Below are 13,054 nucleotides of genomic sequence, written 5' to 3' on the forward strand. Positions count from 1 at the left end.
GTTTGGACAGTTCTTGCAGCACGAGCCGACAAGCTTAGCTCTGGACCGTGCGTTTCGCCTGTGCCCAACTAACCTGTCACACGACTGCAATAATTCCGTTATCTAATGCGCCCCAAGACAGTTAAATGACATGAGGTTCGAGGCATGGTTGGCAGGAGCATTCTGATCGTCGACGACGAAGCGCCCATTCGCGAGATGATCGCCGTCGCGCTGGAAATGGCCGGCTATGACTGCATGGAGGCAGAGAACTCTCAACAGGCCCACGCCGTCATCGTCGACCGCAAACCCGATCTGATCCTGCTCGACTGGATGCTGCCCGGCACCTCCGGCATCGAGCTGGCCCGTCGCCTGAAGCGCGACGAGCTGACCGGTGATATCCCGATCATCATGCTCACCGCCAAAGGCGAAGAGGACAACAAGATCCAGGGTCTTGAAGTCGGCGCCGATGACTACATCACCAAGCCGTTTTCCCCGCGCGAACTGGTCGCCCGCCTCAAGGCCGTGCTGCGCCGCGCTGGCCCGAACGACGGTGAATCGCCCATCGAAGTCGGCGGCCTGCTGCTCGATCCGATCAGCCACCGCGTGACCATCGACGGCAAACCTGCCGAGATGGGCCCGACCGAATACCGTCTGCTGCAGTTCTTCATGACCCACCAGGAGCGCGCCTACACCCGTGGCCAGCTGCTCGATCAGGTCTGGGGCGGCAACGTCTATGTCGAAGAGCGCACCGTCGACGTGCACATCCGCCGTCTGCGCAAGGCTCTCGGCGATGCCTATGAAAATCTGGTACAAACCGTCCGCGGCACTGGCTACCGTTTTTCCACCAAAAGCTGAACCGGCTTTTGGCGGCGGTCAGCCCGCCTGCTTCAGACAAGGACGCGTTAATTGAATCAAAACTGGCATGGCACCCTGATCCGCCACTTGCTGCTATTGGTCACGGCTGCGCTGCTGACCGGGCTGGTCAGCGGGCATTATGGCTGGTGCCTGGCGACCGCCTTGGGCCTGTACCTGGCCTGGACCCTCAAGCAGTTGTTGCGCCTGTATCACTGGCTGCGCCATCACAAACCCGACGAACCGCCACCGGACGGCTATGGCCTGTGGGGCGAGGTCTTCGACAGCATCTACCACCTGCAACGCCGTGACCAGCGCGTACGCGGACGCCTGCAGGCGGTCATCGACCGGGTCCAGGAATCCACCGCTGCCTTGCGCGACGCGGTGATCATGCTCGACAGCGAAGGCAACCTGGAGTGGTGGAACATCGCGGCCGAGACGCTGCTTGGCCTGAAAACTCCGCAGGACAGCGGCCAGCCAGTGACCAACCTGGTGCGGCATCCGCGCTTCAAGGAATATTTCGCCCAAGGCAACTACGCCGAGCCTCTGGAGATCCCCTCGCCGGCCAACGACCGCATGCGGATCCAGATGCTGATCACCCGCTACGGCAACAACGAGCACCTGATGCTGGTGCGCGACGTGACCCGCATCCACCAGCTGGAACAGATGCGCAAAGACTTCGTTGCCAACGTTTCCCATGAACTGCGCACGCCGCTGACAGTCATCTGCGGCTATCTGGAAACCCTGCTCGACAATGTCGAGGAAGTGAACCCACGCTGGGTCCGCGCCCTGCAACAGATGCAGCAGCAAGGCGGGCGCATGCAGACGCTGCTCAACGACCTGCTGCTGCTGGCCAAGCTGGAAGCCACCGACTACCCCTCGGACAATCAGCCCGTCTCCGTGCCGGGCTTGCTACAGAGCATCAAGAACGACGCCCAGGCGCTGTCCGGCAGCAAGAATCAACAGATCACTCTGGATGTGGAAAGCGACGTCAGCCTCAAGGGCAGCGAAGCCGAACTGCGCAGCGCCTTTTCCAACCTGATTTTCAACGCGGTGAAGTACACCCCTGCCGAAGGCAAGATCCGTATCCGCTGGTGGAGCGACGGTCGCGGCGCGCACCTGAGCGTGCAGGACTCCGGGATCGGCATCGACAGCAAGCACATCCCGCGTCTGACCGAACGTTTCTATCGGGTCGATTCAAGCCGGGCATCCAATACCGGCGGCACCGGTCTGGGGCTGGCGATCGTCAAACACGTGCTGTTGCGCCATCGCGGCACGCTGGAGATCAACAGCGTGCCGGGCAAGGGCAGCGTATTTATCTGCAACTTCGCGCCTGCGCAAATGACCAAACCCTAGGCAATCTGGCAGAGAGCCGCTACATTGCGGCTCTTGTGTCCCCATGTTTCGGGGCACCTCTTTCCCTTATCTGTAAACACGGAACCCGCAAAACTCCATCATGGACCCTTCCCCTGGTTTGAGCCTCGCTTCAATTTTCGCCGACTTCGGCATGATTCTTTTTGCAATGCTGCTGGTGCTACTCAACGGCTTCTTCGTTGCCGCCGAGTTCGCCATGGTCAAGCTGCGCGCCACCCGCGTTGAAGCCATCGCCGAGAAAAACGGCTGGCGTGGCCGCATCCTGCGCACAGTTCACAGCCAGCTGGACGCCTACCTGTCGGCGTGCCAGTTGGGTATCACCCTCGCCTCCCTGGGCCTGGGCTGGGTCGGTGAGCCGGCTTTCGCCCACCTGCTGGCACCGGTGCTGGAAGCCATCGGCGTCGCCTCGCCGGAAGTGATCAAGGGCGTGTCGTTCTTCACCGCCTTCTTCGTCATCTCGTACCTGCACATCGTCGTCGGCGAGTTGGCCCCGAAGTCTTGGGCGATCCGCAAGCCCGAGCTGCTGTCGCTGTGGACGGCGGTGCCGCTGTACCTGTTCTACTGGGCGATGTACCCGGCGATCTACCTGCTCAACGCCAGCGCCAACGGCATTCTGCGCATTGCCGGTCAGGGTGAACCCGGCCCGCACCATGAGCATCACTACAGCCGTGAAGAACTGAAGCTGATCCTGCACTCCAGCCGTGGTCAGGACCCCAGCGACCAAGGCATGCGCGTGCTGGCCTCGGCAGTGGAAATGGGCGAACTGGAAGTGGTCGACTGGGCCAACTCCCGTGAGGACATGGTGATTCTCGACGCCGACGCGCCGCTCAAGGAGATCCTTGCGCTGTTCCGTCGCCACAAGTTCAGCCGCTATCCGGTGTACGACTCCGAACGCGAGGAGTTCGTCGGTCTGCTGCACATCAAGGACCTGCTGCTGGAACTGGCGGCACTGGACCACATTCCCGAGTCCTTCAACCTGTCGGAGCTGATCCGCCCGCTGGAGCGCGTGTCCAAGCACATGCCGCTGTCGCGCCTGCTGGAACAATTCCGTCAGGGCGGCGCGCACTTCGCGGTGGTCGAGGAAGCCGACGGCAAGGTCATCGGCTACCTGACCATGGAAGACGTGCTGGAAGTGCTGGTGGGCGACATCCAGGACGAGCACCGCAAGGCCGAACGCGGCATCCTCGCCTACCAGCCGGGCAAACTGCTGGTACGGGGCGATACGCCGCTGTTCAAGGTCGAGCGCCTGCTGAGCATCGACCTGGACCACGTCGAGGCGGAAACCCTCGCGGGTCTGGTCTACGACAGCCTCAAGCGCGTGCCCGAGGAAGAGGAAGTCATGGAAGTCGAAGGTCTGCGCATCATCATCAAAAAGATGAAAGGGCCGAAGATCGTGCTGGCCAAGGTGTTGAAGCTGGATTGATAGGCAGGCGCCGGCTACCTGCAGGAGCGCGGCTTGTCCCGCGACCTGCCGGGAACCGGCAGTAAAACCTCAGAACACAGTGGATCAGTCAAAACGCGTATGCAGGTTTTACGACGACTGCGTCGCCGGTCGCAGGACAAGCCAGCTCCTACATAGAGCACAGCCACAGCGCTAATTCCCGCCAATCGCAAAATTCGGCAGGCTCTGCACCGGCTGGGCGAATTCGTATGGGATCGATTCCAGCGCCAGCCCGACGTTGCGCTGCACCACGAAGTGCAGGTGCGGCCCGGTGCTGTTGCCGGTGTTGCCGGAACGGCCCAGCGGACTGCCGACCGACACATGATCGCCTTCCTTGACGCTCACCGAGCCCTGCATCAGGTGCAGATAAACCCCCATGGTGCCGTCGTCATGCAGGATGCGCACAAAGTTGCCCGAGGGGTTAGCCCCGCGCCCGGACTGGCCGTTTTCGGTCTTGATCACCGTTCCGCCACGGGCCGCAATGATCGGCGTGCCTTCGGGCATGGCGATGTCGATGGCGTAGCGGGCCTTGGCGCCGAAATGGCTGTATTGGCCGTTAGGGCCCTGGCTGATGCGGAACGGCCCGCCGACCCACGGCAGTGGATAACGATAGCCGCCACTGCCCGCCACCAACCCGCGTGAAGGGTCGCCGACAATCGAACGCAGGTTCGATTTGTAGGCCATGGCCTTGCTCGGGATCTGTGGACTGAGGGCAATCAGGCGTTCGTTGCTGCGGGCGGGAATGGTACGTCGAATGGTCTGGTCGGCCACACCGATCACGTTCTTCACGCCGGACAGCTTCAGCTCGACTTCCACCGGCGCATACAGGTCGTTACGCACGTACAGACTGTCGGTGCCCTTGGCTTTCTTGACGCTCAGGCGCACCTGGCTGTCGATCCGCTCGACCATGCGTTCTCGAAGTTTCATCACCTGCGCGCCAGGGACGGGGTGATCGGTAAACGAAACCACTCCGTTGGCATCGGTGAATCGGTAGATGGTGACTGCCCCGGCCGACTGCGCTGCCAGTAACAATGCACACACCATCAGCAAGCGCTCTAACATCTGGATAGGCCTGGCTTGTGGACAAGTGGGGCCAAGCCTAGCAGCGATACCGATAGAAATGGACTCATCCGTATCAATCGGTAATAGACAGAGCGTCAAGGAAATCGCGTCAGGGCCGGACGCGAGGAGATTTGCAAATTCTATGCAGGGTCTAGCCCCCGTGCGACGACCTGTAGGAGCCGGCTTGCTGGCGAATGCGTAGTGTCAGGCACAGCTTCGTTGAATGACACGCCGCATTCGCCAGCAAGCCGGCTCCTACAGGTTGAGATCAGCGCCCGGCGTCAGGCACCCGGCACAAAGTGCTTCTGCGCCGTGCCGCGGGCGATCAGGCGCGACAGGTAGTCCATCTTCTGCGTGTCCTGGTCGACGAAGCGGAAGGTCAGTTGCAGCCAGTCGCTGTCCGGCTTCTGCTCGAACGCGGCGATGGCGTGCAGGTAGCCGTTCAGGCGGGCGACCTCGGCGTTCTCACCCTGCTCCAGATCGAGCACGGCGCTGTCCAGAATCTGCGGCAGGGTGTCCGTGCGACGGACCACCAGCGCGGCTTCCTTGAGGGTCAGCGCCTTGATGATGCACGGCGTGGTGCCGCTGGACAGGCGCAACTGGCCCTGACCACGGCCGCTCGGCTCAGCCGACGGCGCCGGTTTGGCCATTGGCTGGATCAGCGGCTGTGCAGCAGGCGCAGCCGCCTGCGGCGTGGCGCTGACCACTTCCGGACGGTTGCCGGTCAAGGCGCCCAGCGAATCGTTGGCGAACGCTGCGCTCATGCGCGCAGGGCCACTGTTCATCAGGGCTTCCAGCTTGCCGACCTTGTGCAGCGCCTTTTTGACCTTGGTCAGCAGCTGCTCGTTGGTGAATGGCTTGCCGATGTAATCGGAGACACCGGCCTGGATCGCCTGGATGACGTTTTCCTTGTCGCCACGGCTGGTCACCATGATGAACGGCATGGTCTTCAGGCTTTCCTGCTGACGGCACCAGGTCAGCAGCTCAAGCCCGGACATTTCCGGCATTTCCCAGTCGCACAGCACCAGGTCGAACGGCTCGCGGGTCAGCAGGACCTGAGCCTTGCGGCCGTTGACGGCATCCTCCAGATGGATACCGGGAAAGGTGTTGCGCAACCCCTTCTTTACCAGGTCGCGGATGAACGAGGCGTCATCCACCACCAACACACTGACTTTACTCATCGACGCTCCTGCTGGCGTGTTCACCGCAAATGGCGAGCATATCGCTGGCTGATGGCCAGCGGCCAAACTGTTTGACGACACCGGGATATTAATTCGCGGGTGACAGGAAAAATTCGCGGCCCTGCAAACGGCCGACGCTTCCAAAAAAAAGCCCGGCAATGGCCGGGCGTTTTTTCTCAGGCAATCTTATTTATCGTCAGGAGCGTGCGGAACATTAGCGCTTTCGGCGGACAGTCCCTGGACTTCTTCCTGCATGCGCTTGAGGCCCAGGTGACGCACGTCGGTGCCGCGAACCAGATAGATCACCAGCTCCGAGATGTTGCGGGCGTGGTCGCCGATGCGCTCCAGCGAACGCAGCACCCAGATGACGTTGAGCACGCGAGAGATCGAGCGTGGGTCTTCCATCATGTAGGTGACCAGCTCACGCAGGGCGGTTTTGTATTCGCGGTCGATGGTCTTGTCGTACTGGGCTACCGACAGGGCCAGATCGGCGTCGAAGCGGGCGAAGGAGTCCAGTGCATCACGGACCATGCTGCGCACCTGGTCGCCGATGTGGCGCACTTCCACGTAGCCGCGCGGCGATTCGCCTTCTTCGCAGAGCTGGATGGCACGACGGGCGATCTTGGTGGACTCGTCACCGATGCGCTCCAGGTCGATCACCGACTTGGAGATGCTGATGATCAGGCGCAGGTCGGAAGCAGCCGGCTGACGACGGGCCAGAATGCGCAGGCATTCTTCGTCGATGTTGCGCTCCATCTGATTGATGCGGTCATCGACCTCACGCACGCGCTGGGCGAGGCCCGAGTCGGCGTCGATCAGTGCGGTGACCGCGTCGTTGACCTGCTTCTCGACCAGACCACCCATTTCCAGCAGGTGGCTGCGAACATCTTCCAGTTCAGCGTTGAACTGCTGGGAGATGTGATGTGTATGGCTGTCTTTGATCATGCTGAGTGTCCGTCCGATTGATTGCGCGGTGGTTCAGGGCTGACGAAGCACGTGCTAGCCGTAACGACCGGTTATGTAGTCTTCAGTCTGTTTTTTGGCCGGATTGGTGAACAACGTATCGGTGTCCCCGAACTCGACCACCTTGCCCATGTACATAAAGGCGGTGTAATCCGATACACGCGCCGCCTGTTGCATGTTGTGGGTAACGATCACAATGGTGTATTTGGATTTCAGTTCGTAGATCAGCTCTTCGACTTTTAACGTCGAGATCGGGTCGAGCGCGGAGCACGGCTCATCCAGCAGCAGTACTTCGGGTTCGACGGCGATAGTGCGGGCGATCACCAGACGTTGCTGCTGACCACCGGAAAGTCCGAGCGCCGACTCGTGCAGGCGGTCCTTGACCTCCTCCCACAGTGCCGCGCCGCGCAGTGCCCACTCGACGGCCTCGTCGAGGGTGCGTTTCTTGTTGATGCCCTGGATCCGCAGGCCGTAGACCACGTTTTCGTAGATGGTCTTGGGGAACGGGTTGGGCTTCTGAAAGACCATGCCGACCCGCCGCCGCAACTCGGCGACATCCTCGCCCTTGCTGTAGATGTCGTGGCCGTGCAGCTTGATCTCGCCCTGTACGCGGCAGCCTTCGACCAGGTCGTTCATGCGGTTGAAGGTGCGCAGCAAGGTCGACTTGCCGCAGCCGGACGGGCCAATGAACGACGTCACCCGCTGCTTGGGGATATTCATCTGGATGTCGAACAGCGCCTGCTTGTCGTCATAGAACAGGTTCAGGCCGGGCACTTCGAGGGTGATTTCCTCGCCCGCCAGATCCAGCCCCTGACGCTTGCGCCCCAGTGCCGACATGTTCACCCCGTGGGTATGAGAATCTTGCTGCATCTTCGGGTCTCTCTCTCAGCTGCAAGCTTCAAGCTGCAAGCTACAAGTCAGGTGCAAAAACAGAACGGCTTTAGTTTGCCGCTTGAAGCTTGATGCTTGTTGCTGCTTCAACCGTCGAGCGCGCGGTACTTTTCGCGCAGGCGGTTGCGGATAGTCACGGCCGACAGGTTCAGCAGGGCAATCACCAGCACCAGCAACAACGCTGTGGCGTACACCAGCGGGCGTGCCGCCTCGACGTTGGGGCTCTGGAAGCCAACGTCGTAGATGTGGAAGCCCAGGTGCATGATCTTCTGATCCAGGTGCAGATACGGGTAGTTACCGTCCACCGGCAGCGACGGCGCCAGCTTGACCACGCCCACCAGCATCAACGGCGCCACTTCGCCTGCGGCACGGGCCACGGCAAGGATCAGGCCGGTCATCATCGCCGGGCTGGCCATCGGTAAAACGATCTTCCACAGCGTCTCGGCCTTGGTTGCACCGAGGGCCAGCGAGCCTTCGCGCAGGGTCAGCGGAATCCGCGCCAGACCTTCTTCAGTGGCGACGATCACCACCGGCACGGCCAGCAGCGCCAGAGTCAGCGAGGCCCACATCAGGCCCGGCGTACCGAAGGTCGGTGCCGGCAGCGCTTCGGGGAAAAACAGCCGGTCGAGCGAACCGCCCAGCACGTAGACGAAAAAGCCCAGACCGAACACGCCGTAGACGATGGCCGGCACGCCGGCGAGGTTGTTCACGGCGATACGGATCAGCCGCGTCATCGGCCCCTGGCGGGCGTATTCACGCAGGTAGACGGCCGCCAGCACGCCGAACGGGGTGACGATCACGGCCATGATCAGGGTCATCATCACCGTGCCGAAAATAGCCGGGAAAATGCCGCCTTCGGTGTTGGCTTCGCGAGGGTCTTCGCTGAGGAATTCCCAGAGTTTCTTGAAGTAGAAGCCCAGCTTGGTCGCCGTGCCCATCGCGTTCGGCTGATAGGCATGCACCACCTTGCCCAGGCTGATCTCGACTTCCTTGCCATTGGCGTCGCGGGCTGTGAGGCTGTCGCGGTTGAAGTCGGCGTGCAGCGCACCCAGACGCGCCTCGATTTCCTTGTAGCGGCTGTCGTATTCGGCGCGCTCGGCGGCCATGTCGGCCTGCGCGGTGGCGTCCAGTTTGCCGTCGAGTTCCAGCTTGCGTGCGTGCAGGCGCAGACGCTCGATGCCGTGGTTGATCGCACCGATATCGGCCTTTTCCAAGCCGTCCAGCTCGTCGGCAATCCGTTGCACGCGCTTGATCCGTTCCTGCAACTGCGGCCACGCCGCTTCGCCTTCGGCAACGATCTGGCCGTTTTCCTTGACGTTGACCAGATAGCCGTAGAAGTTGCCCCACTCGCGGCGCTCCAGGGTCATCAGCGCGGCAGGCGTGCTCTGCTCTTTCAGCCAGTCGCCGATCACCCAGCTGAAATCGCTGGGGTTGAGGTCACGGTTACCCACCTTGAACAGGTCGCGGGTCATGAATTCCGGGCCTTGGTCCGGCACCGGCAAACCGGCGCCCTTGAGCCGTGCGCGCGGCACCAGCTCTTCCTGCACGCGCTCGCCGACCAGCACTTGCGGCGCCTGGCCCGGCACTTCGTAGCGGGCGGAAATCACGTCGGCCGGCCAGAAATGCCCCAACCCGCGCACGGCGATCACCGCCAGCAGGCCGATGGTCATGATCACCGCGATGGACACCGCGCCCGCGCTCATCCAGACGCCGGGAGCGCCGCTTTTGAACCAACTCTTCAGGGAGGTCTTTTTCATCTTCGGCCGGCCCTAGAGAGACGAGTATTTCTTGCGCAGGCGCTGACGGATCAGCTCTGCGAGGGTGTTCATGATGAAGGTGAACATCAGCAACACCAGCGCGGCGAGGAACAGCACGCGGTAATGGCTGCCGCCCACTTCCGACTCGGGCATTTCTACGGCGACGTTGGCCGCCAGCGTGCGCATGCCTTCAAACAGGTTCATGTCCATGATCGGCGTGTTGCCGGTGGCCATCAGCACGATCATGGTCTCGCCGACCGCGCGGCCCATGCCGATCATCAGCGCCGAAAAAATGCCCGGGCTGGCTGTCAGCAGCACCACACGGGTCAGGGTCTGCCACGGCGTGGCGCCCAGCGCCAGCGAGCCCAGAGTCAGGCCACGGGGCACGCTGAACACGGCGTCTTCGGCGATGGAGTAAATGTTGGGAATGACCGCAAAACCCATTGCCAGCCCCACCACCAGAGCGTTGCGCTGGTCGTAGGTGATACCCAGGTCGTTGGTGATCCACGCGCGCATGTCGCCGCCGAAGAACCAGTTCTCCATGTGCGTGCTCATGCCCAGTGAGGCCCAGCCCACCAGCAGGATCACCGGAATCAGAATCGCGCTTTCCCAGCCGTCCGGCACCCGCAGACGCAGCGATTCAGGCAGGCGAGTCCAGCAGAAGCCGGCCAGCAGAATGCCGATCGGGGTGAATATCAGCAGGCTGAACACGCCCGGCAGATGGCCTTCCAGATACGGTGCGAGGAACAGCCCGGCGAAGAAGCCGAGGATCACCGTCGGCAGCGCTTCCATCAACTCGATCACCGGCTTGACCTTGCGGCGCATGCCCGGGGCCATGAAGTACGCGGTGTAGATCGCCGCCACCACCGCCAGCGGCGCTGCCAGCAACATGGCGTACAGCGCGGCCTTGAGGGTGCCGTAAGTCAGCGGCGCGAGGCTCAGCTTGGGTTCGAAATCACTGTTGGAGGCCGTGGATTGCCAGATGTATTTGGGTTCGTCGTAATTTTCGTACCAGACCTTGTCCCACAACGCGCTCCACGACACTTCCGGATGCGGGTTTTTCAGGTCAAGGGGCTGCAACTTGCCGTTCTGCTCGACCACGATCATGTTCGCGCGCGGCGACATCGCCATCAGCGCCGGACCGTCAGCGACCTGATCGATCAACAGCGTGCGGTGCGCAGTGCTGTGGAACACGCCCAGCTTGCCGGCGGCGTCCATGGCGATGAAGCCCTTGCGCCGCTGCTCGGGCACGATCTGCGCAATCGGCGCGCCGCCCATCTTGAAGTCACGGATGTGCTGCAGGCGCATCTCACCGTCGACGTCCCGCGCCATGAACCATTGCCCGATACCGCCCCGGGAGTTGCCGATCATCAGCGAAATACCGCCGACCAACTGGATACTGGCGGTGGTTTCGGCGTTGGCGTCTTCCAGCAGCTTGTAACGGCCATTGAGCGTGCGGTCGTGCAGGTCGAACACGTCCGCCAGCGCACGGCCATTGATCACGTACAGCCATTGCTGACGCGGATCGACGTAAATCGCCTTCACTGTCTCGGACAACTGTGGCAGCTCGATGCGGCTCTGTTCCTGGGTGGTTTCGCCGGTCATCAGGTTTTCGGCCTGGGTCAGCGACAGCACATGCAGTTGGGATCCGGTGGAGCCGGCAAGAATCAGCGCGGTATCGCTGGTGTTCAGGCCGATGTGTTCTACCGCCCGCCCCTCGTCGTCCAGCACCAGCGGCGCTTCGCCGTAAGGCCAGCTGATGGTCGGGGTGATGGTCTTGCGGTTTTCGGGGTAACTGATCGGGTAGGCGTGCCTGAACACCAGCACCTGGCCGTTGGACAGGCCGACCGCGATCACCGGCTTGCCGGGTTGATCCTTGGCCACCGAGGTCACATGGGCGCCCGCGGGCACGGGCAGCGTCACGCGGGACAGCTCGACGCCATCGCTGATGCGAAAGAACAGCGCTTCACCCTTGTCGGACACGCGCATGCCGACCTCATTCTGCTCTTCCAGGGCCATAACCATCGGTTTGCCAGCGTCCTGCATCCAGGCCGGGCTCAGAGCGGCTTTCGCGGTCAGGCTCGCGCCCTGAAACAGCGGTGCAACGACGTAGGCCAGATAGAAGAAGATCAGCGTGATTGCTGCCAACACCGCAAGACCGCCCACCAGCACATACCAGCGCGTCAGACGATCCTTGAGCGCGCGAATACGACGCTTGCGTTGCAACTCCGGCGTATTGAAATCAATGCGCTCGGGAGGGGATTTTTCGGTCATCGATGAATTGGCCAAATCATTCATGCGCACACCCTAGTCGCTATGTATGACAGATACATTACAGCGTGGTGACGCAAAAAAGCCCGTCGCCCCGGAATCGTGGCAACGGACTGTTCATTGTTTCGCGAGCCTCGTTCCATAAGGCCTTTTTCGTTCGTGGCGGGACGAACCTGTCACCCCGCGTCCGGGTTTTCCGGGCAGCGCTGGTGCGCGCCGCCGTTGTTATAGCCCCAGATCAGCCAATGCCTTGCTGACGACCTTGGCTGGAAGAGGAATGTACCCGTCTTTCATGACAACTTCCTGACCTTGTTTGGACAGAACCAGTTTGATGAATTCGGCTTCCAGCGGGTTCAGTGGCTTGTTCGGCGCCTTGTTGACGTAAACGTACAGGAAACGCGCCAGCGGATAGGTGCCATTAAGGGCGTTGGTTTCGTTGTCTTCGACGAATTCGCCGCCTTCTTTTTTCGCCAGCGGCACGGTGCGCACGCTGGATGTCTTATAACCGATGCCCGAATAGCCGATGCCGTTCAGCGAGCTGCTGATGGAGCTGACCACCGAGGCCGAACCCGGCTGCTCGTTGACGTTCGGCTTGAAGTCGCCTTTGCACAGGGCTTCTTCCTTGAAGTAGCCGTAGGTGCCGGACACCGAGTTGCGACCGAACAACTGGATCGACTTGCCGGCCAGGTCGCCGGTCACACCGATGTCGCCCCAGGTTTTCGCATCGGCTTTGGCGCCGCACAGGCGGGTCGCCGAGAAAATCGCATCGACCTGCTGCAACGTCAGGCCCTTGATCGGGTTGTCCTTGTGCACGAACACCGCCAGCGCATCCACCGCCACCGGAATCGCGGTCGGTTTGTAGCCGTATTTCTGCTCGAAGGCCGACAGCTCGCCGTCCTTCATCTTGCGGCTCATCGGGCCCAGGGTTGCGGTGCCCTCCGTCAGAGCGGGTGGCGCGGTGGACGAGCCGGCGGCCTGAATCTGGATGTTGACCGTCGGGTATTCCTTTTTATAGGCCTCGGCCCACAGGGTCATCAGGTTGGCCAAGGTGTCCGAACCGACGCTCGACAGGTTGCCGGAAACCCCGGAGGTTTTGGTGTAAGGCTTGATCGCCGGGTCGACGGCTGCAACAGCTTGCACGGTGGCGACACTGCTCGCCACCAGAGTAAATGCGGTCATCCAACGCTTGAGTGTCATGCCTGGCTCCTGGCGAGGTCGAAAAGGTCGGCCGCAACAATGATGGCCATGTGACTACTCTATGAATGAAGTGTGACAAAAAGATT

General features: G+C 61.7%; 10 protein-coding genes. 3 read left to right on the top strand and 7 right to left on the bottom strand.

Annotation, left to right across the window (positions count from 1 at the left end; all coding sequences use genetic code 11):
- Window positions 1-144: 144 nt before the first annotated feature.
- From phoB to ACIPL0_RS02855, 3 genes are all read left to right on the top strand, one after another.
- On the top strand, window positions 145-834 hold the full coding sequence (gene phoB / locus ACIPL0_RS02845; protein WP_062379821.1) for a phosphate regulon transcriptional regulator PhoB: 690 nt from the start codon (window positions 145-147) through the stop codon (window positions 832-834).
- A 51-nt stretch (window positions 835-885) separates the two neighbouring features.
- Entirely contained in the window at window positions 886-2,187 is a 1,302-nt protein-coding gene (gene phoR, locus ACIPL0_RS02850) for a phosphate regulon sensor histidine kinase PhoR (protein WP_400596824.1), read from the top strand.
- 100 nt (window positions 2,188-2,287) lie between these two features.
- On the top strand, window positions 2,288-3,628 hold the full coding sequence (locus tag ACIPL0_RS02855; RefSeq protein ID WP_400596825.1) for a hemolysin family protein: 1,341 nt from the start codon (window positions 2,288-2,290) through the stop codon (window positions 3,626-3,628).
- A gap of 171 nt (window positions 3,629-3,799) precedes the next feature.
- Here ACIPL0_RS02855 and ACIPL0_RS02860 read toward each other — a convergent pair whose 3' ends face one another.
- From ACIPL0_RS02860 to ACIPL0_RS02890, 7 genes are all read right to left on the bottom strand, one after another.
- On the bottom strand, window positions 3,800-4,708 hold the full coding sequence (locus ACIPL0_RS02860) for a peptidoglycan DD-metalloendopeptidase family protein (protein WP_400596826.1): 909 nt from the start codon (window positions 4,706-4,708) through the stop codon (window positions 3,800-3,802).
- 281 nt (window positions 4,709-4,989) lie between these two features.
- Window positions 4,990-5,889 (bottom strand): response regulator, encoded by a 900-nt coding sequence (locus ACIPL0_RS02865; RefSeq protein ID WP_400596827.1) that lies wholly within the window; start codon window positions 5,887-5,889, stop codon window positions 4,990-4,992.
- Between the two features lie 186 nt (window positions 5,890-6,075).
- A complete protein-coding gene (gene phoU, locus ACIPL0_RS02870) occupies window positions 6,076-6,834 on the bottom strand; it encodes a phosphate signaling complex protein PhoU (RefSeq protein ID WP_400596828.1) in 759 nt (252 codons plus the stop codon).
- 54 nt (window positions 6,835-6,888) lie between these two features.
- Window positions 6,889-7,722, bottom strand: coding sequence for a phosphate ABC transporter ATP-binding protein PstB (gene pstB, locus ACIPL0_RS02875; RefSeq protein WP_400596829.1), 834 nt, complete (start codon window positions 7,720-7,722; stop codon window positions 6,889-6,891).
- Between the two features lie 107 nt (window positions 7,723-7,829).
- On the bottom strand, window positions 7,830-9,500 hold the full coding sequence (gene pstA / locus ACIPL0_RS02880) for a phosphate ABC transporter permease PstA (protein WP_400596830.1): 1,671 nt from the start codon (window positions 9,498-9,500) through the stop codon (window positions 7,830-7,832).
- 12 nt (window positions 9,501-9,512) lie between these two features.
- The gene (locus tag ACIPL0_RS02885) at window positions 9,513-11,798 is read right to left on the bottom strand and encodes an ABC transporter permease subunit (RefSeq protein ID WP_400596831.1); all 2,286 of its coding nucleotides are present in this window, start codon (window positions 11,796-11,798) and stop codon (window positions 9,513-9,515) included.
- A gap of 198 nt (window positions 11,799-11,996) precedes the next feature.
- A complete protein-coding gene (locus tag ACIPL0_RS02890) occupies window positions 11,997-12,968 on the bottom strand; it encodes a phosphate ABC transporter substrate-binding protein PstS family protein (RefSeq protein ID WP_400596832.1) in 972 nt (323 codons plus the stop codon).
- Between the last annotated feature and the right edge of the window lie 86 nt (window positions 12,969-13,054).

Origin of the sequence: Pseudomonas sp. NPDC090208 (assembly GCF_044746785.1) — a bacterium.
Classification (GTDB): domain Bacteria; phylum Pseudomonadota; class Gammaproteobacteria; order Pseudomonadales; family Pseudomonadaceae; genus Aquipseudomonas.